Here is a 22106-nt window from a genome sequence, read left to right as displayed (position 1 = left end):
CATGATGGCACCAAGCCTCAGACAGCTTTGCGAAATCCGCGCCGAACTCGGCACGCCGATCGAGAAGGGAGGCGGCCCGGGCGGCCGCTGGCGGATCATCCCGATCATCGGCGGCGTGGTCGAAGGGGAGCGCCTTTCCGGGCGCGTCCTCAATCTCGGCGCGGACTGGCAGAGCGTCTATGATGCCGGTTACGCGGAACTCGACACGCGTTACGTGATCGAGACCCATGACGGGGCGATGATCGACATCCGCAATTTCGGTTTCAGGCACGGGCCGCCGGACGTGCTGGCAAGGCTGGCGGCGGGCGAGACGGTCGATCCGGCGCTCTATTACATGCGCACGACGCCGCGCCTGCAGACCGGCGACCCGAGATACGCCTGGCTCAACCACACCATGTTCATCGGCACCGGCGAGCGTTTGGCAAATGCGGTCAGGATCGGCGTTTTCGAAGTGCTGTGATCCACCGGACATTTCAAAACAAGAAGGCCGCCGGATCATGAACCCGGCGGCCTTTCTGTTTGGCCTCTATGGCCTCAGGCCATGTGGATCGTCTTGACCTCAAAGTAGTTTTCGAGGCCTTCGGGACCACCCTCGCGGCCAATGCCGGACTGCTTGAAACCGCCGAAGGGATGATGGATGTCGACGATCATGCCGTTGACCGTCACGCTGCCGGTCCGCATGCGGCGGGCAAAGGCATAACCTCGCTCCGGATCGGAGCTGAAGACCGCGCCGGACAGGCCGTAGGTGCTGTCGTTGGCGATCTTCGCCGCTTCGTCATCGTCCTTGTAGCTGATGATCGAGACGACCGGGCCGAAGATTTCCTCCTGGGCGATCTTCATGTCCATCGTCACGTCGGTGAAGACGGTCGGCTCGATGAAATAGCCCTTGTCGAGACCGGCCGGGCGGCCGCCGCCGCAGGCAACCGTCGCACCGCCTGCGCGGCCGGCAGCGATATAACCTTCGACGCGGGCAAGCTGGCGGGCCATGGTGAGCGGGCCCATCTGGGTGGTCGGATCGGCTGGGTCGCCGACCTTGATGTTCTTCACTGCGCCGACATAGAGGTCGATGAATTCCTGTTTGCGGGACTCCGGCACCAGGATGCGGGTCAGCGAGAAGCAGACCTGCCCGGTGATCGGCATGGAATAGACCATCAGCGCCGGCAGCGCCTTTGCGAAGTCGGCGTCGTCGAGAAGCACGGCTGCGGACTTGCCGCCGAGTTCGAGGCTGACGCGGGTCAGGCGGTCGGCGCAGGCGGCAGCGATCGTCTTGCCGGCAATCGTCGAACCGGTGAACGACACCTTGTCGATGCCCTTGTGGCGCACGAGATAATCGCCGCCTTCGCGGCCGGCCGGCACCAAGTTGAAGACGCCCTTCGGAATGCCTGCCTGCTCGATGCATTCGGCGAGCAGATAGGCGTCCAGCGGAGTTTCCGGTGAGGGCTTGGCGACAATCGTGCAGCCGGCGGCAAGCGCTGCCGAGACCTTGTAGTTCAGCAGCACCATCGGCGCATTCCACGGGGTGATCGCGGCGCAGACGCCGACTGGCTCACGCACGACGCGGACTTCGCCGCCATCGGCGCGCTTGCGCTGATCGACGAACTCGTCGTTCTCGATCAGGCCGGCATAATAGTTGTAGAGGCCCGGGTTCTGGCCGACCAGCTTCTTGGTCAGGAAGATCGGCGCGCCGACCTGGGTCGTCCAGGCATTGGCGATCTCGTCGAGGCGTGCGGTCAACAGGTCTGCGACCTTGCGCAGGTAACCGGCGCGTTCCTTGAAGGTCATGCGCGGCCATGGGCCGTTGTCGAAGGCGTCGCGGGCGGCGGCAACGGCCTTGTCGATATCGGCGTTGCTGGCTTCCGGATAGCTCATCAGCACTTCTTCGGTCACCGGCGAGATGACGTCGAGCTTGTTGGTGCCGAGTGGCGCGACCCATTCACCGCCGATGAAGAACTTTTCGGGGGTTTTCAGGACCTGTTCGTTTCTGACAGCGACATTCATTTCAGTCTCCTCCTCGGATAGAATGATTTCCAAAAGCCGCGGCCCCTTCCTCTTGAGAAGGTCCCGCAGGCATGACGACAGCTCGTCGCCGTTTTCGCAGCGAACGGCCTTGCAGCCCTGCGCTTCGGCGATTTGCACGAAATCCATGTGGCCGATGTCGACGCCGTCAATGCGGCCGGAGCCGCTCCGCTCGGCAATCGCCTTCAGCACCTTGTAGCCGCCGTTGTTGAGGATGACGATCATCAGATCGGCATCGTATTCGACGGCGGACCAGATCGACTGGATGGAATAGAGGCTCGATCCGTCGCCGATGACGGCGATGACCGGCTGTTCCGGCTTGGTCAGGGCCGCACCGACCGAGCCGGGCAGGGCATACCCGAGCCCGCCGCTGGCGGTGGCGAAAAAGCCGCCGGGCCGTTCGATCGGGAAGAAGTCATGCAGCGCGTCACGGCCGCTTGGGGCTTCCTCGAAGACGATGCTATCCGGCGAGCGAACGTCGGCGAGCGTCTGGTAGAAGAATTCCTGGGTGATGCCCTTCGGTGTTTTCAGGCGCGGAATGGTGCGGGTCGGTCCGCTCGTTCGTGGCGCACGGCAGCGCAGGCGGTAGACGAGGCTTTCGGTAGCGGCGCGCAGGTTCGAGACCATCGCGTTGCCGACGATCGCGCTCGCGGCCTGGGCCGGGTCGTCGGTGATCAGCCACAGTTCCGCACCTGCCGGGATATCCGGGCCGGAGCCGGCGAAATGATAGGTGAAGGCCGGCGCGCCGAGCACCAGCACGAGATCGGCGCCATGCAGGCAGTTCGCGAGCTTCGGCTGGAAGGCCGGCAGGAAGCCGGCAAACAGAGGATGGCGCTCCGGAAAACTGCAGCGGGACGAAAGCGGGCTCACCCACACCTTCGCCTGCAGGATTTCCGCAAGCCGTACCGTGGCATCCCAGGCATTGTCGATATCGACGCCCGGTCCGACAACGAGCACCGGCTCCTTGGCATCGTTCAGCCGGCGGGCCAGATCGTCGAGCGCCGAGGCTGGGGCGCTGATCACCGTTTCCACGTCGCGGATGGCAATCGGGGCTGCCTGTGCCTGCCAGTCGCTCAACGGAACCGACACCATGACCGGGCCGCGTGGCGCCTGCATCGCCATATAGTAGGCGCGGGCTATCGCTGCCGGCACGTCTTCGGCGCGGGCCGGTTCGCAGGCCCATTTCACATAGGGCTTCGGAAACTCGGTCGGGTTTTCGGCGAACAGGAACGGGTCGTGGGGGAGCAGTTCGCGGCTCTGCTGACCGGTGGTGATGATCAGCGGTGCGCGGTTACGATAGGCCGTGTAGATATTGCCGAGCGCATGGCCGAGGCCGGCGGCGGAATGCAGGTTGACGAAGGCCGGCTTGCGGCTCGTCTGCGCGTAGGCGTCCGCCATCGCAACGACGATCGATTCCTGAAGGCCGAGCACGTAGGAAAAATCCTCCGGCACGTTGACGAACATCGGCAACTCGGTGGAGCCCGGATTGCCGAAAATGCGGTCGATGCCCTTCTGCCTCAGAAAGTCGAAAACCGCCTCGCTTACGGTCTGTCCACGCAGCTTCGTGCTGCTGGACAGGAAATCCAGCGACATCTTGTTCATAGCTTCGAGGCCTCCTCCCGGCCTTTCAGGGCTCCCACCCTGAGCGCATGTCTTGTCGTGGGAAGTGTCGCAGATAGCGCCCTATCTTGGAATTGAAGAATTTCCAATAATCCATTACATCAAGGCATGACTTTGGATGTGCGATCGGCTCAAATCGTTCTGGAATGCGCGCGGCGCGGCAGCCTCGGCGCGGCCGCCACCGCCTTGAACATGACGCAGCCGGCAATCACACGTATGCTGAAGCGGCTGGAGGACAGCTACGGCGTTCCTCTGTTCGAGCGCACCACGCGCGGCGTGGTGCCGACCGTCTTCGGCGACGCGCTGCTTCCCTATGCCAAACTGGTCGTTTCCGAGATCGGCAATGCGACGGACGTGATCCAGCAAATGCGCGGCGCCAGCCGCGGCGTGGTGCGGATCGGCGGGGTGGCGAGCGTCGTCGGCGGTTTCATCATCGCGGTGATCGGGGAGATGCGCAAACAGCATCCGGAAGTGCAGTACCAGGTCATTGAGGATCTTGAGGACCGGGTGCTGGAAGGGCTAAAGGGCGGTACGATCGATATCGCGATTTCGCCGGAGCCCTATCTCGACGACGATATCATCATGGCGACGCCTGATATCATGCATGACACGGTCTCAGTCTTTGCGAGGTCCGATCATCCGATCATCAAACGGGAGCACGTGACGCTCGCGGAAGCGGCAAAGTTTGACTGGGCCATGCCTCCACCGGGCACACCGACCGTCAGGGAGTGGCAGCGGCGGTTCCACGACAATGCGCTGGAGCCGAACGCGCCGTCGATCGTCTCCCGCTCGGTGCCGGTTCTGAAAGCCGCGGTTCTCTCGGAGGCGATGTTCTGCTGGATGCCGCTGCCCCTGGTGCGCGAGGAGGTGGAACGGGGCAACATGGCACGCGTCAACGTGCCCGAACTCGACTGGCAACGGACCTTTCGCGTGTACCGCCGCAAGAAGGGCCTGATGACGCCGCCGACGGTCAACCTGCTGCAATGCATTCGCCGCATCAGCGAGACCTGGTCGATGTAAAGGGCAGGGCGGTTTGCGCTCTACTTCTGCTTGGTACCGGCGCTCTTGCCGTCCGAGCTCTTCGACCTTTCCTCGAAACGGTCGGCGCCCTTGGCGAGGTCCGATCCCTTTTGAGCTTCGACCTTCTTCTCTTCCTTGTGGGTGCTCTGCTTCAGACCGCGTGCGGATTCCCGACCCTTTTCAGTCGGAGCCTGTTCGATACCCATGATTTCTCCTCCAGCGCCTGATTGGCGCAGCAGTCGAACGGGCGGCGCGTGAAGGCGTTCCCGCACATGCGCATCTTTTCCGGATTTGCGTCCCGCGTGATCAGCCGACGTTGCCGACCCGCGGCAGCGATGCGAACTCCTTGAGATAGGCCCGCCAGCCGCCATAGGCGGTGATGTCGAGCGCGCCCTGAAGCGCGAACGGTTCGGCCAGAAACCCCTTGGCCGAAGTGCCGTCCGACAACGTGACGGTGCCGATGCCGAGCGGGGGCGGGATCGCCGCGACGAACAGGCCGAAGCCCGCTGGCGTCAGCTTCCAGACCTCGACCTCGATCTCGCCGCCTTCGCCTTCCGCGACGCGGACCATGCCGGGTTTCGGCGGCACCGTGCCGGCCAGCGCATAAAGCCTGTAGGCGCCGGAGGTTTTCGCCACCCGGGAGAAGGTGCCGTCGAGATCGGTAAGCTGATGGTTGAGCGGCATGCCGGAAAGGTGAGCCCCGACCACGATGACGTCGATCAGGTCGTCGCTGGCGATTGCGACAGGCGTTTCGGATGGTGCGGGAAGCGGCCAGCCGGTGGCGCCGAGCGAAAGGCCGCTCGCCTGGTGAAGGTCGCGGGCGACGGACGCGGTGAGACCGTCGCGACCGAAAGCCGCGAGCAGCGTGACGCTTGCCGGCAGGCCATCGGCGCGGGTGCCGGTCGGCACGGCGATGCCGCACATGTCGAGCAGGTTGACGAAGTTCGTGTAGGTTCCAAGCCGCGAGTTTTCCCGGATCGGCTCCGCATCCAGGTCGGCACGGGTGTAGTGGGTCGGCGCGGTCGGCACGCAGAAGAGATCGACGGAGGCGATCAGCGGCGCCAGCGTCTTTTTGAGCGCCTGCAGCGCATAGAGGCCCTTGAAGGCATCGGCTGCGGAGAGCAATTTGGCGCCGCCATAGATTTTTCGCGTTACCGGGTGGAAGCTTTCCTCCCTGGTGTCGAAGAACGGCTTTACCGCGGCATAACGCTCGGCCACCCAGGCGCCTTCGTAGAGCAGGTTGGCGACCTTGTAGAATTCGCCGAACGGCACTTCGACGATCCGATGTCCAAGCCTTGCGAACATCGATACGGCATCGCCATAGGCTGCCTCCATGACCGTATCGCCGAAGAACTGCAGGTCCGCCTTGGCCGGCACGCCGATCGTCAGCACCGGCGCTGCCGAACCGAAGCCGGTCGCCGGAACGACTCTCGAATACGCATCGGTGTCATCGTATTTCGCGGCGACGGAGAAGACCTTCCAGGCATCGTCCGCAGTCAGCGCGAAGATCGAGACGCAGTCGAGCGTGCGGCAGGCGGGAATGACGCCTGTGGTCGACAGCGCGCCGACGCTCGGCTTCAACCCGACGATATTGTTGAGGCCGGCCGGGATGCGCCCCGAGCCTGCGGTATCGGTGCCCAAAGCAAAGCTGACGATGCCTTGCGCGGTTGCCACAGCCGAACCTGAAGACGAGCCGCCCGGCACGAGCCTCGCGTCGATGGCGTTTTTGGGGATCGGGTAGGGCGAACGGACACCGACCAGACCGGTCGCGAACTGGTCGAGATTGGTCTTGCCGATGACCAGCGCGCCGGCTGCCTTAAGCAGGCCGACCACGGTCGCGTCCTTCTCGGGCATGTAGGCATAGTCCGGGCAGGCGGCCGTAGTCGGCATGCCGGCGACGTCGATATTGTCCTTCACGGCGAAGGGGATGCCGAAGAGCGGTTTTGCCGGATCAAAGGCACCGAGTTTGGCGGCTTCCGCCAGCACCGTCTTCCTGTCGGCCAGATGGATGAAGATGCCGGGATCGTCGACCTCGGCGATCCGTGCAAAAACCGCTTCGACGATCTGCGCGACACTGCCGCCGTCCTGGTAGAATGCGTGAAGCGAGGCGATGTCGAAGGCGGGCGTCTGTTCCGGCAAGCTCATGCCATTTCCTCTTCCAGGATTGTCACCGGCCGGTCCCACTGGATCAGCACGACGCAGCCGGTATCGCTCCAGACGGAGTGTTCGGTGCCGGGCGCATTGACGATATAGCTGCCGCGGCCGTAGTCGCCGGCCTCGTCGGATTGCACGCCCTCGAGCACCAGGATGGTTTCGAGGCCTTCATGGCGGTGGCGGGGAACGCCGGCGCCGGCCTCGTATTTCAGGAGTGCCACGCCCGGCTGGTCGCCCTCGAAGGGGCGGATCCAGTGGATCGTGACCTCGTCGCGGAACGGCTCGAATTCCAAATCTTTCCAGCCGCCTAGCGTCAGGAGTTCGCGGGTTGATTCAGGCATCGGTCATCCCCTTTTGCGCGATCCCGTCCAGAATGTCGTCGACATGGGCGGTCCAGCCGACGATGGCGCCCTGGGCGCGGATCATGGCGATGGCGGCGGCCTTGAACTCGGGAAAATAGCTCTCGGTCGCCTCTTCGGCGAGCAGGCATTCGTAGCCGCGATCGTTCGCCTCCCGCATCGTCGTCTGGACGCAGACTTCCGTTGTCACGCCGGCGAAGACGAGCTGAGTGATGCCCTTCGCCTTCAGAACCTCGCCGAGTTCGGTGGCGTAGAAGGCGCCCTTGCCGGGCTTTTCGATCACCACTTCGCCGTCGATCGGCGCCAGTTCGGAAATGATCGCCGTGCCGGGCTCTCCGGAAATCAGCACACGACCCATAGGGCCGACATCGCCAATCCTCAAGGACGGGTTGCCGCGGTCGCGCTTGGCGGGCGGCAGGTCGGAAAGGTCCGGCTTGTGGCACTCCATCGTGTGGATGACCGGCAGGCCGGCATCGCGAAACCCCTGGATCAAGCGTTTGACGTCCGGCACGATCTTGGTGATGCGGCCAACATCGTTACCGAGGCTGGCGCCAAAACCGCCGGGTTCGGCGAAGTCGCGCTGCATGTCGATGACGATGAGCGCCAGCGCACCTGGTTTCGCCGGGAAGGCGAAGGGTTGTGCCTTGATCTGACCCATCAGTGGTGCCCCGCCATATGGGCGCCGATCACGCCGATATCGGCGGCCCGGATCGGCGTTTCGTAGACCAGCTTGCCTTCCGAGATCACCATGATGCGGTCGGACATTTCCAAGAGTTCGTCGAGGTCTTCCGAGAGCAGCAGCACGGCGGTTCCCGAGTTGCGGGCGCGCATGATGCGGGCGCGGATTTCCGCGACGGCCGAGAAGTCGAGGCCGAAACACGGATTGGAGATGATCAGCAGATCCACATCGCCGGTCAGTTCGCGGGCGAGCACCGCGCGCTGCACGTTGCCGCCGGAAAGGGCTGATATCGGCGAGGAGGATGAGGCGGTCTTCACCTTGAAATCCGAGATCAGCGCGGAGGCGCGCTTCTTCATCTCGCCCTTGTTCAGCCAGATCGCATCCTTGCCGTCACCCTTGAGGTCGAAGGTGCGGAAGGCGAGGTTTTCGCTGACCGTCATCTTTGGCGCGCAGGCGTTCTGGAGGGGTTCTTCGGGGATGAAGCGGACATTGTTCCTGCGGGTCTCGGGGCGGGTCGCGCCGTAGGTCTCGCCGTTGACGGTCACCGTGCCTCGGTCGGTCGGGCGCTGGCCGGCGAGGATCTCGGTCAGTTCCTTCTGGCCATTGCCGGAAATGCCGGCGATACCGACGATCTCGCCGGAACGGACGGTCAGATTGTCGATCTCGATCGTCTTCAGCCCGGAGCGGTCCGGCGCCTTGACCTGTTCGACCTTCAATACCGATTTCGCAGCCTCGGGCACCGGCAGGCGGCTGTCGAGTTCGGCGAGCTTGACGTCGCCGATCATCATTCCCGCCATGTCGGAGGTCGAGAGTTCGCTCACCTTGCCGGTGCCGACCAGCTTGCCGCGGCGCAGGATCGACACCGCGTCGGCGAACTTCGTCACCTCGTGGAACTTGTGGCTGATCATCAGCACCGTCAGTTCGCCGCGCTGGGTCATGCCGCGCACGATGCCGAGCATCTCATCGGCTTCGGCGGGTGTCAGCACCGAGGTCGGTTCGTCGAGCACGAGGAAGGAGCGGCCGAGATAAAGCTGCTTGACGATTTCCAGCTTCTGTTTTTCGCCGGCCGCGAGCTCGCTCACCGGCCGTTCGAGCGGGATCTGGAACGGCATGCGCTCCATGAAGGCGGCGAGATCCTTGCGTTCCTTGGCCCAGTTGATCACCGAGGGCACGGATGTGCGGCTGATCACCAGGTTCTCGGCGCCGGTCAGCGAGGGAACCAGCGTGAAATGCTGGTAGACCATGCCGAGCCCGTAGGTGGCAGCATCCTTCGGCGAGGCGACCGAGACTTCGCGGCCGTCGACCGAGAGCGAGCCTGATGTGGCGTGGTAAAAGCCCATAATGCATTTGACGAGGGTCGACTTGCCGGCGCCGTTTTCGCCGAGCAGCGCGTGGAACGAACCGGCGGGCACGCTGATCGAGACGTTGTCGAGCGCTGTGAAGGAGCCGAAGCGCATGGTCATGCCGAGCGTTTCGATGCCGACTGCCTTGCCGGCCTGGGGTAGGGGCGTATCGCGGACGATGTTGTTCATGGCAGCTGGCTCACGAAGGTAACGGAATTGGAGACGGTACCGAAGACGCCGCCCTGCATCTTGACCATCTTGATGGCGGCGAGGTGGTTGCCATAGTCGGTGGCGCCGCAGCAATCCTCGAGCATCAGGCATTCGAAGCCGCGGTCGTTCGCCTCGCGCATCGTCGTCGAGACGCAGACATCGGTGGTGATGCCGGTCAGCACGATGTTCTCGATGCGCTTCTGGTTGAGGATGAGTTCGAGATCGGTGGCGCAGAACGAGCCCTTGCCCGGCTTGTCGATGATCACTTCGCCTTCGATCGGGTAGAGTTCCGGGATGATGTCCCAGCCGGGCTCGCCGCGCGTGAGGATGCGGCCGCAGGGGCCGGGATCGCCGATGCCGGCGCCGATACGCTGCGAGCGCCAGCGCTTGTTGGCGGGCAGGTCGGCGAGGTCGGGGCGGTGGCCCTCGCGGGTGTGGATGACGTGGTAACCTTTTGCGCGCATGGCGGCGAGGACGCGCTTGATCGGCTCGATCGGCGCCTGCACCAGCGACAGGTCGTAACCCATGTGGTCGACATAACCGCCCTTGCCGCAAAAATCGGTCTGCATGTCGATGATGATGAGGGCGGTGTTCTGAGGTCTCAGGTCGCCGTTATAAGGCCAGGCATAGGGATCGGCGTCAATATAGCTGAGTGTCTGGCCAGCCAGCGCGGTAGGGGAAAGGCTGTTCATCTGGTCTCTCCAATTCGGTTTGCGGCCTATTTCGTCAGCGACAGCGCGCCCGGCGCGCCGGCAAGCGAGCGGGTGGGCGAGGAGGTGGCAATCAGGATGATGAGGGTGAGCACATAAGGCGCCGCGTAAAACAGGTAATAGCCCTGCGTCACGCCGACCGATTGCAGGGCAGGCCCAAGCGCGCCGGCACCGCCGAAGAGCAGGGCGGCGAGAAAGCAGCCGATCGGGTTCCAGCGGGCGAAGATCACCAGCGCCACGGCCATCAACCCTTGCCCGGAGGAAATGCCCTCGTTCCAAGAGCCGGGATAATAGAGCGACAGATAGGCGCCGCCGATCGCCGCCAGCGAACCGCCGGCGGCAGTCGCCAGAAGCCGGACGCGGTCCGGGCTGATGCCCATGGCGCGGGCCGCATCGGTGCTGTCGCCGACGACGCGCAGGATCAAGCCGATGCGGGTGTTCTTGAAGGCCCAGAACAGGAACAGCGCGAGCGCGGCGCCGATGAAGAACAGCACGTTGATGTTAAGGGCCGCCTGCACCTGCGGCACCGCCGACCAGCCGCCGAGCGGGATGGAGGGCAGTTTCGGCGCCACCGGCTGGATGAAGGATTTTCCCAGGAAGAAGGCGAGGCCCAGGCCGAACTGCATCATCGCGATGCCGATGGCGATGTCATTGACCTTGGGCCATTTGCAGATCCAGCCGTGGATCGTGCCGAACAGGGCGCCGGTCGCCATAGCCGCCAGCACGCCTAATGTCGGCGAGCCGGTCATCACAGCCACCGCATAGGCCGTCATGGCACCGAAAACGAGCGTGCCTTCAAGCCCGAGATTGATGCGGCCGGAGCGTTCGGTGATCGTCTCTCCGAGCGAAACGAAGATGAACGGGGTGGAAACGCGGATGGCGCCTGCGAAGATCGCCAGCGGTACGCCCCAAAGGCCGATACCTGTGTCTTCCATCAGTGGCTCCTTTTCCAGAGGTCGGGATTGAAGATCTTGAAGCGACCGTAAAAGGTCTCGCAGAAGAGGATTACGATGAAGAGCGTGCCCTGCAGCACCAGCACGGTCGCGTCCGGCAGGCCCATGCGCCGCTGGATCAGGCCGCCCGACGCGGCGATGCCGCCGAGCAGGATGGCGACCGGGATGATCGCCAGCGGATTGTGGCGCGCCAGGAAGGCGACGAGGATGCCGGTGTAACCGTAGCCGGCGGCGAGCGATGCATTGGCACTGCCCTGGACCGCGGCGACCTCGATCATGCCCGCCAGGCCCGCGAAACCGCCGGCAATCGCGGTGAAGCCGACGATCAGCTTGCCGACAGGCAGGCCCTGGATCTGCGCCGCGCGGACATTGCCGCCGGCGATGCGGGCGGCAAAACCGAAGCTGGTGATCTCGATCAGTACCCAGGAGAGGATGCAGGCGACGACGCCGATGACGAGGCCCCAATGCACGTCCATGCCGGGGATCTGGCCGAGCATGTATTCCTTCGGCAAAGGTCTGGTGGAGGGTTTGTTGAGGCTCGCGGGATCGCGCAGCAGCCCTTCGACGAACTGGTTCATCAGCGCAATCGCGATATAGGCCAGCAGCAGCGAGGAGATCGTTTCATTGACGCCGCGATAGTGGCGCAGGAAGCCGGCAAAGCCGATCCAGATGCCGCCGACCACCATGGCGGCGACACCCATGAAGACGAAGAGCACGATCGGCGGCACGATGCCGACCAAGGGCATGGCGCTAGCCGCCGCCGCGACGCCGCCAAGCACGACCGCGCCTTCCGCGCCGATGATGACGAGGCCGAGCCTCGCCGGCAGCGCGACGCAGAGCGCGGTCAGCAGCAGGGGGGCAGCGCGGGAAAGGCTGTTCTGGATCGAGAACCAGCTTCCGAAACCACCCGTGTACATCAGCTGGAAAAGGGTGACCGGCGACTTGCCGATCGCCAGGATGAAGAGGGAGAAAAGCGCCAGGCCGATCAGGATCGCCACGAGTCCGATCGCCACGGGCTCAGCCCGTCGCGCCAGCCATTCGAGGAGGGGGCGCAGCGAAGCACCGCTCCCCGTTGCTATCGATAGTCCCGGATCGTTCGCTTCGACCGTCATGGCACTTCTCCTTCACCTCGAGATCAGGACGTGGACCCGACGACGCCCTCGACCAGGTAACCCATGCTCTCGAGTTCGATCGCATCCTCGGCAAACGACTTGCCGGCGGTGACGACGACATTGCCCTTGTTGTCCTTGATCGGGCCCTTGAAGACCGAGAACTTGCCGGTCATGATTTCGGCAAGCGTCGCCTCGAACTTCTTGCGACCCTCGGCAGAGACGGCCGGTCCGAGCGGGCTCATCTTGACGAAGCCATCCTTCAGGCCGCCGCGGACGAAATTGCCGAGCTTGCCGCCGCTCTGGGCCGCCTTGATGAAGTTCGTATAGACATTGCCCCAGGCCCATTCGGCGCCGGTCAGGTACTTGTCCTTGGCAAGCGCGCTCTGGTCCGCATGGTAGCCGCAGACGAAGGCGCCGCGACGGGCGGCGGTTTCGACGACGACCTTCGGGCTGTCCACATGGCAGGTGATGACGTCGGCACCCTGGTCGACCAGCGCGTTGGTGGCTTCGGCCTCCTTGACGGCGAGCGACCATTCGCCCGTGAAGATCACCTGGCAGGTGATGGTCGGATCGACCGAACGGGCGCCGAGCAGGAAGGAATTGATGTTCTGGACCACCTGTGGGATGGGCTTGGCGGCGACGAAGCCGATCTTCTTGCTCTTGGTCGCATAGGCCGCGGCTATGCCGTTCAGATACTGGCCCTGGCCGATATAGCCGAAATAGGAGCCGGTATTCATCGGGTTCTTGCCCTCCTGCCAGAGGCCGCCGCAATGGCGGAACTGCGCTTTCGGATATTTCGCGGCCATCGCCAGCATATGAGGGTCGAAATAACCGAAGGAGGTCGGGAAGAGCAGGGTGGCACCGTCGAGGTTGATCATCGACTCCATGGTCTTCTGGACATCGACAGTTTCCGGAACGTTTTCCTCTTCGACCAGCGTGATGCCCGGCATCTTCTTGATGACGGCCGCACCCTCGGCATGCGCCTGGTTGTAGCCATAGTCGTCCTTCGGGCCGACATAGATGAAGCCGACGGTCAGCGCCGTCTGCGCCAAGGCCTGCGAGCCGATCAGGCCGGGGATGGCACCAGCAGCCAGGCCGGCGGCGGAAGCCTGGAGGAAATTGCGGCGGTTCATGGGAAGGAGTTTGGTCATCGGCATGCTCCTTGCGGCTCTGGGCCGGTTTCGAACGGGTACAGTAAAGTGCATGCAATGTATGTGCCAGAACTCAAGCCATTGTTACTGAAAAGAAATTTTATAATCCGAAAACTCCACAACAGAAAGTGCATACAGATTCATCGCATTTTCGCTTAAGAAATAATCAATAGTCATTATTTGTTCAGCAATCCGCCGGAGGAGCAATACGGCAATCGCCGGTGGTGTCTTTTCGAATCAGAAAGCTGAAAATTACCGCTACGTTGGCGGCGTTATTTGACTTATGGAGTCCGGAACGGCATCTGTATGCAAATTGCGAGGTTTAAACAGAATCGTCCCGTGAAGCAGGCTAAGCGCAGAGAAGTCATCCGTACCGGAACCACCGTCGAGCAGATGGTGCGGGCGATTGCCGACATGATCGTCACCGGCGATCTCCTGCCGGGCGAGAAGCTTGACGAGATCTCGCTCGCGTCGCGTTTCGAGGTTTCCCGCACGCCGGTGCGCGAGGCTCTGCGCGAACTCGGCGCCATGGGGCTTGTAGGCCGCGAGCCGAACCGCAGCGCCGTCGTTACCAATGTCACCGAGACCCATCTCCACTCGATGTTCGAGGCGATGGCCGAGCTCGAAGGTATTTGCGCGCGGCTGTCGGCGGAACGGATGACGGTGGACGAACGGCGGGCGCTGGAACTCGACCACCGTGGCTCCATGCGGTTGGTGCATTCAGGCGCGGAAGAGGAATACGCGGCGCACAATACCGAATTCCACACAAGGCTTTATCGCGGCGCCCATAACGACCACGTGTTCGAAATGGTGACCCAGACGCGGGCGCGGCTCGCCCCTTTCCGCCGGGCGCAATTCCGCCTGCCGGGACGCCTTGCCAAATCCTACGAGGAACACGACCAGATCGTCACCGCCATCATCCGCGCCGACGCAGTCGCGGCGGGGCAGGCGGCCTATTCCCACGTAGCGATCGTCAGCGATGCCAGCGCGGTTTTCGCGACGGCTGGGGAGTAGGCAAGGGGTTTTCTCAGGTCGGGTTCAGGCAAGCAACTTTGCAGCAAAAGCCGATTTGATAAGCCTCGTCGCCCCATCAACTCTCACACGTCAGGGGTGGCTCATTCCGTGGCGGGATTCATCTCATGTTGCAATTTCGCTAAGTCCAGAGTCAGCTTTCCGAGCTCCGACAACAATGCCTCTGCGAACTGTACCAACATCAATGAGGCCAAGACACTTTGCGCGTTTCCCTCGGGATCCACCTCGTCTACGTAAGTCGTCGTGTGGGTGATCTTGTCGCGTCGAGAAAACATCCTCGTGTGGCCAGAGGCATTAGGATGGCATCGCTCTGACATCCGCTCAAAGTGAGCCAATACACCCGGAATGATCCGGCCAATTTACCAATCACCGTCATGACGTTTTGCGCTGCGATTTCTGGATATTCGATAACCAGTACCCTACGAGTAGCAAAGGTGCTGCTGTCTAAAATCCCGTTGAGTGCAGCTAAATCCTTGGTTGCTAAATGAGTGACTGTGCGGTCCTTGAGGAGGGATATGGTGGCTACGGTTTCTATGATGGCCCTACCAGCCAAGAAAGTTCCGAGCGCACTTTTGTTATTCCAGCAGATTGCAACAGCGTCGGCCAAATGAACAATACGATGCTGGAGACCTTGGCTATAAACAGCGAGCTTCCATGCCATCTTTGACCTTAGAAATGGTCCGGCAATATTGATCTCGATCGCTCTGCTGTCTGAAAGGCGGCTCACAATTCGATTGATATCGTCCACTGCTCCCTTGTCCTCGGGGGAAAGGCGATCGTCCCATATGAAGCGTGCAGGTTCTTTAAGTTTAGCCATCTTAAAGTTCCTCTAGTTTCATCTCGGCGCGCTAGGATCTGTACCAATATAGTCACCTTTTTCGCCGCTTTGCCATGTTTGCCTCCGCCGCCGAAAAAGGCCTACCGCGCGGGCGAGTGAGCGCCGTGCCGGCGCTTTTCTCAAGCATCGAATGAGCTAGGATTCGCGGATATCCAGGTAATGCCACCTGATCTTGTCAGGCTTTCCGCCTGCCGGGAAGGCTAGGAATTCCTCGTCTTCCCTCCATAAAACGTCGGCGCCGCAAGGCGGCGCCAACCGATTTCAGGGGATGCTCATTCCCGCCCCGCCGACCGCGCCGAAACAAACACCTGCGGTTCGTAGGCAAAATCCTTGTCGAAAGGGTAGGTCGGCTTCAGCTTGCGGTGGCGTTCCAGGCGTTCGACGAACTGGTCGACGACGCCGGGCGACAGGGCCATCAGGTTCGGGTTGGCGATCGGTGCCAGTTCGGGCGAGAGATAGCCCGACTTCACGACGATGATCTTGGCGCCGTTCGGATCGAGGCCGAGGCGGGTGAAATCGGCGATGTAGTGGTAGGGGCGGCGCTTGGCGGAGAGGACCAGTTCGATGCCGCCGATCGCGACGACGGCCTGCCGGTCGGCAAGCTCGGACGTCTCGTGCAGGTACTGCACCTTCACTCTGGCCTGAACCGGCTTGCTGCCGATCGTGTCGAGCGAGGCGCCGATCGGGAGGTCGAGTTCGGCGCCGAAGCCGGCGGCATAACAGGCCTCGGTTGCCGCCTTGTCGGCAATGCCGGCGAAGACGACGCCGGTCGCCTTCTTGTCGATCAGGTCGGCCAGCACTTCGGCGCGGTCACCGACGCCGCCGCCGGTCGGGTTGTCGCCGGATTCGGCGAGCACCACCGGAGCCGTCTTCGATGAGATGGCCTTGTCGACGCATTCCTGGATCGAGCCGGTCTCGCAGCCGAACACGAATTTTTCGCGCGCATCCCAATAGGCCTTGGCGACGCGCCTGGCTTCCCGTTCGAGGACGGCGCGGTCGGTGCCGGTCATGATCGCGGCGGCGGTGCCGCGCGGTTCGTCGGCCCAGACGTAACCGACCATCAGCGAGGCATCCCAGACGCCGTCGATCGCGTCGATTTCCGGCATCATCTCGTAGAGGCTTTTCGCTGGTTCATCGACCGTCGAGGTGCGCTCGCCGGGCAGCACGACCGGGATCGGCGCCCAGAGCAGCACCGGCCTGACGCCGGTCTTCACGCTTTCGACCAGCATTTTTACCGAGCGCCGCATCGTCTCCTCGACGTCGATATGCGGCGCGGTGCGGTAAGTGGAATACATGTCGAGCGCATCAATGATCCGCTGGCTGACATTGCCGTGCAGGTCGTAGCTGGCCGAGACCGTGCAGTCGGGGCCGACCAGGTCGCGGGCGGCGGTGATCCAGTCGCCCTCGGCATCCTCCATGCCCTGCACATACATGGCGCCGTGCATGGCCAGATAGAGACCATCGAGCGGCAGCATAGGTTTCAGTCGGTCGAGGAATTCGGCTTTGAAGCGCTCATAGGTGGAGCGGGAGACCGGGCCGCCGGCAATGGCGCGGCAATGGATGGTCGGCAAAAACTCGGCGTCGTAATCCTTGAGGAAGGCAAAATAGGGGGCTGCCGTCAGCTCCTCGCCGCGGACGACGCGAAAATCCTTTTCCTCGTTGAGGACCGGATTATAGGTGCTGCATTCGATATGGATGCCGCCGACAGCGATGCGCATGGAGAAACCTCAGTTGGAGTTGGGGCCGATCAGGAAATTATGGGCTGCGATGCTGGCGGCACCTCGCGCCCAGACGTCGCCATCGACACGCTTGATGCGGATCGGCGTCTGGCCGGCGTAACGCGGCAGCACGTTGGTTTCGATGGCCTGGTTGACCACCGTGCCGAACAGGCCGTCGAACGAGCCTTCGACATGGGTGATCAGGATCAGGCCGGGGTCGTTGATCTGGATGAGGTTGGCGATCGCCAGTCCCAGCCCCGAGCCGGCGCGGTGCAGGATGCGGATCGCGGCGGCATTGCCGGTCGATGCCTCGTATTCGATATCCGACAGCGAGGTGCATTCGAGCCCTTCGGCGCGCGACATTTCCTTGATCGCCTTCATCGAGGAGACGGTGTCGAGGCAGCCGCGCTTGCCGCAGCGGCAGGGGGAACCGCCAGGCTCGATGGTGCAATGGGCGATCTCGCCGGCGCCGCCGTGATTGCCGCGATAGAGCTTGCCGTCGATGAAATGAGCACAGCCGATGCCGTCGCCGAGCGAGACGACGCTGAAACTCTGGATTTCGCGGGCGCTGCCGAACAGTTTTTCGCTGACGGCGACCGCCTTCGCGTCGTTCTCGATGAAGGTCTCGACGCCGGTACGCTCTCGGATGATTTTTGCCAGCGGCACGTCCTGCCAGTTGAGCAGCGTCGACTGCACGCAGTTCGACTGGGTCTCATCGACGAAGCCGGAGAGGGCGACGCCGATTCCCGAGAGTTTTTTCTTCGCTTCCGAATGGGCTTCGAGCAGGCTCGGCAGGCCCTCGGTGATCGCCTCGGCGATGACCTGCGGATCGCGCGACAGCGGCATCGCCTGGCGGGCGATGATCTTGCCGTTGAGGTCGCAGAGGATCATCGGCGCCGGGTCTTCGAGCAGCGAGATGCCGACGAAAAAGGCGCATTCCGGATGCAGATCGAGCCGGACCGAGGGACGGCCCTGGCCATAGACCGTCTCCGTCTCGTGCAGCACGCCGAGGTCGATCAGGTCGCGGGCAATGCCGCTCATCGCCGCCTTGCTCAGGCCCAGCAGGTTCGCCATCTCGGTCCGGCTGAGCGGACCGGACTCGCTGATGACGCGCACAAGCTGGCGCTGGGAAGAGGTGAGCAGAGCGTTCAAGGCGGCTGTTTTCTGTCTGTGAAGGTGGGTTGACACTAAGTTCAGAAAATGAACAAATCAACGCCAATAAATTATAAAAATGATCTAAGGCGGCAACGACCGCCCTCGTGTCAACAAAACCAAGGGTGAACGACCATGACCATGTTACTGAAAAGTCGCCGTTTCACGCTCGCCTGCGCCGTTGCGGGCAGCCTCGTGTTTCCGATTGCGGCGAATGCCGCGACGCTCAACGTGATGCAGACCGAAGCTCCGCGTTCCATGGATCCGGGCGACCAGACCGCGACCTATACCGCGGCCCTGCTCGATCCGATGTATGAAGGCCTCGTCAAGCGCGATCCCGACCTGTCGCTGAAGCCCGCGCTTGCCACCGAATGGTCGGCAGATGCTTCCGGTCTCGTCTGGACCTTCAAGCTGCGTCCGGGCGTCAAGTTCCATGATGGCACCGCTTTCGATGCCGATGCCGTGGTCAAGAATTTCGCCCGCCACCTCGACACCAAGCGCGGCCTTGCCGCCAGCGGCCGGTTGCGGACCTTCCTCGAAGGCGTCACCGCCGTCGATCCGACGACCGTTCAGTTCAAGCTGAAGACACAGTATCCGGCCTTCCTCGCGCTACTCACGACCGGGCCCTGCCTGATGGTCAGCCCGACCGCCGATGCGGCCGGCACGGTTGGCTCCAAGGCCGTCGGCACCGGTCCCTACAAGTTGCAGGAATACAAGTCCGGCGAATACGTGTTGCAGGCCAAGAACACCGACTGGTGGGGCGGCGCGCCGAAGGGCGAGGACCAGATCAAGTGGACCTGGACGGGCGAGCCTTCGGTCATGAACATGGCCCTGCAGACGGGCGACGCCGACGTGATCAACCCGTTCCCGGCCGCTTTTGCCGCGCAGGTCAAGGCAAACCCCGAGATGAAGCTCTCGACGACCGACGGGTCGGCCGTGTTCTGGGTCTCGCTCAACACCAAGCTGAAGCCGCTCGACGACGTCCGCGTCCGCCAGGCGCTGAACTATGCGACCGACCGGGAAGGCCTCGTCAAGGCGTTCATGAACGGTTATGCGACGCCGGCCAACTCGCCGCTCGCCCCGGTCACTCCCGGTTACGACAAGACGCTCAATCCCTATCCGTACAATATCGAGAAGGCGAAGCAACTCCTGAAGGACGCCGGTTATCCGGACGGTTTCGCGATGTCGACCATCGTGCAGGAGCAGGAGGCCCGGATCGGCGAACTGCTGCAGGCGATGTGGGCCAAGGCCGGCGTCAAGCTGGACGTCCGCAAGATGGAAGGCGGCGTCTGGTCGAAGGCGGCTTTCCAGGATCCGGCCGGCAAGGAGAAGGACAATATCGGTTCGTCGATCGCTTCATGGTCCTCCGGCGTCAACGGCGCCGACCTGCAGTTCCGCCCACTCTATTACTCAAAGAGCGCTTCGCCGGCCGGCGCCAACCTCGGCTTCTTCGCTGACGCAAAGCTTGACGAACTGATCGACAAGGCCGCCTCTACGCTCGACGAAAAGGCGCGCAACGCGATCTATGTCGATGCCCAAAAGCAAGTGAACGACCAAGCTCCGCATGTTCTGCTCTACACCAAGCAGGACCTGTTTGCGACGCGCGCCAGCGTCAAGGGTGCGTGGGTCATTCCGGGCGGGCTGATCGTCGTCAAGGATGCCAAGAAGTAATATCGATAGTACGGCGGATGGAGAATTCCGTCCGCCGTTTCCTTTTATGAAACATGGGGCCGGGAATCGGGCTCCAGGACAGGCGCATGAAAGCCTATATCCTCAAGAAATTGCTGGCTCTGCCGTTGATCCTCGTCGGCGTTTCGCTGCTGGTCTTCGTGGCGATCCGCGCGCTGCCGGGCGATCCGGCGCGGCTGATGGCAGGACCCGAGGCAACCCAGGAGGCGGTCGACAACATGACCGTCCGGCTCGGCCTCGACCGCAGCCTGCCGGCGCAATATGCCTCGTTTGCCTATGGGGCGGTGAGGGGCGATCTCGGTACGTCTATCAAGTCGAAGTTGCCGGTCGTTGCCGAAATCGGCGAACGCCTGCCGTTCACCATCGGGCTGGCGATTACCGCCTATCTGATCGCCATCGGCATCGGCGTGCCGGCCGGGATGATTGCGGCGATCTACCGGCATGGCTGGCCGGACCAGTTCGTGATGATTCTTGCGATTGCCGGCGCCTCGATCGCCAATTTCTGGCTGGCGCTGATGGCGATGAATACATTCTCAGTGCAGCTCGGCTGGCTGCCGCTGCTCGGCGCCAGCTCGTGGAAGAGCTTCATCCTGCCGTCGATCACGCTTGCCGTGCTGCCGACGGCCGTCATCGCCCGCATGACGCGCTCCAGCATGATCGAGGTGATGAGCCAGGATTATATCCGCACCGCCTATGCCAAGGGCGTCCTGCCGAGAAACATCTACTGGAGCCATGCGCTGCGCAATGCACTCATCCCGATCATCACCATCGTGGGCTTGAATTTCGGCAGCCTGATTGGCGGCGCTGTCGTGACCGAATCCGTCTTCAACTGGCCGGGTATCGGACGGTTTCTGGTCGATGCGGTGCGCTACCGGGATTATCCGGTCATCCAGGGCGTGACGCTGGTCGCGGTCACCGGCGTAGTGATGATGAATTTTCTCGCCGAGCTGCTGATCGCTGTCCTCAATCCGAAGATAAGGTTCGACTGATGGCGTCCGTTGACACCGATATCGTACAGCGCCGGCCGGCGCTTCTGCGGGGACTTCGCTGGATGGCGACGCATCGCAGCATCACGCTCGGTGGCCTGTTGATCGGCATCATCGTACTCGCCGCGATCTTCGCGCCGTTGATTGCACCTGCCGACCCTTATGTGCAGGACCTGCTGGCGACCATGGAGCCGCCGTCGTTGGCGCATCCGTTCGGCACCGACGACAACGGTCGCGACATCTTCGCCCGCGTCATCTTCGGGGCGCGGATCTCGCTGCTCGAAGTGGTTCTGGCCGTTGGCCTTGCCGTGCTGGTCGGCGTGCCGCTCGGCATTCTCTCGGGCATGAGCGGCCGTTATGTCGACCAGGCGATCATGTGGACAATGGACATCCTGTTCGCCTTTCCGGGCATCGTGCTCGCCATCCTGATCGTCAGCGTGCTCGGCTCCAGCCTTATCAACCTTTTGATCGCCATTGCCATTTTCTCCGTGCCGGTCTACGCCCGGCTCAGCCGAAACCTGACGCTGGGCCTGAAGCGCATGGACTATGTCGAAGCCGCCGTCTCGCTGGGCATCTCGCGCCGCCGCATCATGAGCCATTACATCCTGCGCAACGCGATCGGACCGATCATCGTGCAGTCGACGCTGACCGCCGGCACGGTCATCCTGTCGGCCGCAAGCCTGTCGTTCCTCGGCCTCGGCGCCCAGCCGCCGCTTCCCGAATGGGGCGCGATGATGAGCGACGGCCGCAACTATCTCGGCCTCAACATCTGGATGTCGCTGTTTCCGGGCGTGGCGATCATGATCACCGTGCTTGGCTTCAACATTTTGGGCGACGGCCTTCGCGATCTTCTGGATCCGCGCAAATGAGCATCGCTGCCCCACCCCGCACGACAGGCCAGCCAGCACTTGGCAGCGCGGGGCTGGCTAAACCGGTCTTCTGCGTCGATATCGGCGGGTCGTTCATGAAATTTGCGGTCTCGCCGGCGCCGGGCGCGCTGGTTCCGCTGGAGAAGGTGGCGACGCCTGCCGCCAACTGGAACGATCTTGCGGCCTCTCTTGCGACGCTTATCGAGCGCAATGCGCAGGCGGGCGATGCGGCTTCGCCGCTGGCGCTGTCGATTGCCGGCCTCATCGATCCTCGGACCGGCGTTGCCACCTCGGCCAATATTCCCTGCATTACCGGGCGACGGATCAGCGACGAGCTCTCGGGCATCCTCGGACGGCCGGTGCTGGCCGCAAACGATGCGGACTGCCTGACGCTCGCCGAGGCCAACGAGGGGGTAGGGCGAGGCCATGCGGTCGTCTTCTGCGCCATCATGGGCACCGGCATCGGCGGGGGGCTCGCGATCGACGGGCGGCTGG

General features: G+C 62.9%; 20 protein-coding genes. 7 read left to right on the top strand and 13 right to left on the bottom strand.

Features of this window, described 5'->3' with window-relative positions; all coding sequences use genetic code 11:
- The first annotated feature begins 1 nt into the window (after nt 1).
- Entirely contained in the window at nt 2-460 is a 459-nt protein-coding gene (locus tag C5L10_RS12745) for a DUF3237 domain-containing protein (protein ID WP_105429972.1), read from the top strand.
- A gap of 74 nt (nt 461-534) precedes the next feature.
- Here C5L10_RS12745 and mdlC read toward each other — a convergent pair whose 3' ends face one another.
- Nucleotides 535-3618, bottom strand: a complete 3084-nt coding sequence (mdlC, locus tag C5L10_RS34825; RefSeq protein WP_205837047.1) for a benzoylformate decarboxylase — start codon at nt 3616-3618, stop codon at nt 535-537.
- A gap of 138 nt (nt 3619-3756) precedes the next feature.
- Here mdlC and C5L10_RS12730 point away from each other — a divergent pair, with 138 nt between their 5' ends.
- Nucleotides 3757-4656, top strand: a complete 900-nt coding sequence (locus tag C5L10_RS12730; RefSeq protein WP_172717014.1) for a LysR family transcriptional regulator — start codon at nt 3757-3759, stop codon at nt 4654-4656.
- 20 nt (nt 4657-4676) lie between these two features.
- Here the strand turns inward: C5L10_RS12730 and C5L10_RS12725 are convergent, their stop codons facing one another.
- From C5L10_RS12725 to C5L10_RS12685, 9 genes are all read right to left on the bottom strand, one after another.
- Nucleotides 4677-4862, bottom strand: coding sequence for a hypothetical protein (locus C5L10_RS12725; protein ID WP_105429970.1), 186 nt, complete (start codon nt 4860-4862; stop codon nt 4677-4679).
- A gap of 100 nt (nt 4863-4962) precedes the next feature.
- Entirely contained in the window at nt 4963-6801 is a 1839-nt protein-coding gene (gene atzF / locus C5L10_RS12720) for an allophanate hydrolase (RefSeq protein ID WP_105429969.1), read from the bottom strand.
- Complete coding sequence (locus tag C5L10_RS12715) at nt 6798-7151, bottom strand: cupin domain-containing protein (protein WP_038587764.1); 354 nt, start codon at nt 7149-7151, stop codon at nt 6798-6800. The genes atzF and C5L10_RS12715 overlap by 4 nt, the downstream gene beginning before the upstream one ends.
- The gene (locus C5L10_RS12710; protein WP_105429968.1) at nt 7144-7827 is read right to left on the bottom strand and encodes a cysteine hydrolase family protein; all 684 of its coding nucleotides are present in this window, start codon (nt 7825-7827) and stop codon (nt 7144-7146) included. Before C5L10_RS12710 ends, C5L10_RS12715 begins: the two co-directional genes overlap by 8 nt.
- Nucleotides 7827-9380: an ABC transporter ATP-binding protein gene (locus C5L10_RS12705; RefSeq protein WP_105429967.1), complete on the bottom strand. Its 1554-nt coding sequence runs from the start codon at nt 9378-9380 to the stop codon at nt 7827-7829. Before C5L10_RS12705 ends, C5L10_RS12710 begins: the two co-directional genes overlap by 1 nt.
- On the bottom strand, nt 9377-10093 hold the full coding sequence (locus C5L10_RS12700; RefSeq protein WP_105429966.1) for a cysteine hydrolase family protein: 717 nt from the start codon (nt 10091-10093) through the stop codon (nt 9377-9379). The genes C5L10_RS12705 and C5L10_RS12700 overlap by 4 nt, the downstream gene beginning before the upstream one ends.
- A 26-nt stretch (nt 10094-10119) precedes the next feature.
- Nucleotides 10120-11046 carry an ABC transporter permease gene (locus tag C5L10_RS12695; RefSeq protein ID WP_105429965.1) on the bottom strand — a complete coding sequence of 309 codons (927 nt, stop codon included), beginning with the start codon at nt 11044-11046 and terminating at the stop codon, nt 10120-10122.
- Nucleotides 11046-12176 carry an ABC transporter permease gene (locus tag C5L10_RS12690; RefSeq protein WP_105429964.1) on the bottom strand — a complete coding sequence of 377 codons (1131 nt, stop codon included), beginning with the start codon at nt 12174-12176 and terminating at the stop codon, nt 11046-11048. The genes C5L10_RS12695 and C5L10_RS12690 overlap by 1 nt, the downstream gene beginning before the upstream one ends.
- A 23-nt stretch (nt 12177-12199) precedes the next feature.
- The gene (locus tag C5L10_RS12685; RefSeq protein ID WP_046667531.1) at nt 12200-13327 is read right to left on the bottom strand and encodes a BMP family ABC transporter substrate-binding protein; all 1128 of its coding nucleotides are present in this window, start codon (nt 13325-13327) and stop codon (nt 12200-12202) included.
- Nucleotides 13328-13666: 339 nt separating this feature from the next.
- Here C5L10_RS12685 and C5L10_RS12680 point away from each other — a divergent pair, with 339 nt between their 5' ends.
- Nucleotides 13667-14341 carry a GntR family transcriptional regulator gene (locus C5L10_RS12680; protein WP_105429963.1) on the top strand — a complete coding sequence of 225 codons (675 nt, stop codon included), beginning with the start codon at nt 13667-13669 and terminating at the stop codon, nt 14339-14341.
- 247 nt (nt 14342-14588) lie between these two features.
- Here C5L10_RS12680 and C5L10_RS12675 read toward each other — a convergent pair whose 3' ends face one another.
- From C5L10_RS12675 to C5L10_RS12665, 3 genes are all read right to left on the bottom strand, one after another.
- Nucleotides 14589-15176, bottom strand: a complete 588-nt coding sequence (locus tag C5L10_RS12675) for a hypothetical protein (RefSeq protein ID WP_105429962.1) — start codon at nt 15174-15176, stop codon at nt 14589-14591.
- A 293-nt stretch (nt 15177-15469) separates the two neighbouring features.
- Nucleotides 15470-16915, bottom strand: a complete 1446-nt coding sequence (locus C5L10_RS12670) for a M81 family metallopeptidase (RefSeq protein WP_105429961.1) — start codon at nt 16913-16915, stop codon at nt 15470-15472.
- A 9-nt stretch (nt 16916-16924) separates the two neighbouring features.
- Complete coding sequence (locus tag C5L10_RS12665) at nt 16925-18067, bottom strand: ROK family transcriptional regulator (RefSeq protein ID WP_245447991.1); 1143 nt, start codon at nt 18065-18067, stop codon at nt 16925-16927.
- A gap of 135 nt (nt 18068-18202) precedes the next feature.
- Here C5L10_RS12665 and C5L10_RS12660 point away from each other — a divergent pair, with 135 nt between their 5' ends.
- From C5L10_RS12660 to C5L10_RS12645, 4 genes are all read left to right on the top strand, one after another.
- Entirely contained in the window at nt 18203-19738 is a 1536-nt protein-coding gene (locus C5L10_RS12660; protein WP_105429960.1) for an ABC transporter substrate-binding protein, read from the top strand.
- Between the two features lie 86 nt (nt 19739-19824).
- A complete protein-coding gene (locus C5L10_RS12655; protein WP_105430149.1) occupies nt 19825-20745 on the top strand; it encodes an ABC transporter permease in 921 nt (306 codons plus the stop codon).
- Nucleotides 20745-21611: an ABC transporter permease gene (locus C5L10_RS12650; protein WP_105429959.1), complete on the top strand. Its 867-nt coding sequence runs from the start codon at nt 20745-20747 to the stop codon at nt 21609-21611. Before C5L10_RS12655 ends, C5L10_RS12650 begins: the two co-directional genes overlap by 1 nt.
- Nucleotides 21608-22106 (top strand): ROK family protein (locus C5L10_RS12645; protein WP_172717013.1); only part of this gene is annotated, 499 nt, incomplete at its 3' end. The genes C5L10_RS12650 and C5L10_RS12645, both read left to right, overlap by 4 nt.

Source organism: Neorhizobium sp. T6_25 (assembly GCF_002968555.1).
In the GTDB taxonomy this organism is placed as follows: domain Bacteria; phylum Pseudomonadota; class Alphaproteobacteria; order Rhizobiales; family Rhizobiaceae; genus Neorhizobium.
The sequence above is the reverse complement of the archived record's forward strand: the minus strand, read 5'-3'. Positions and strand labels throughout refer to the sequence as shown.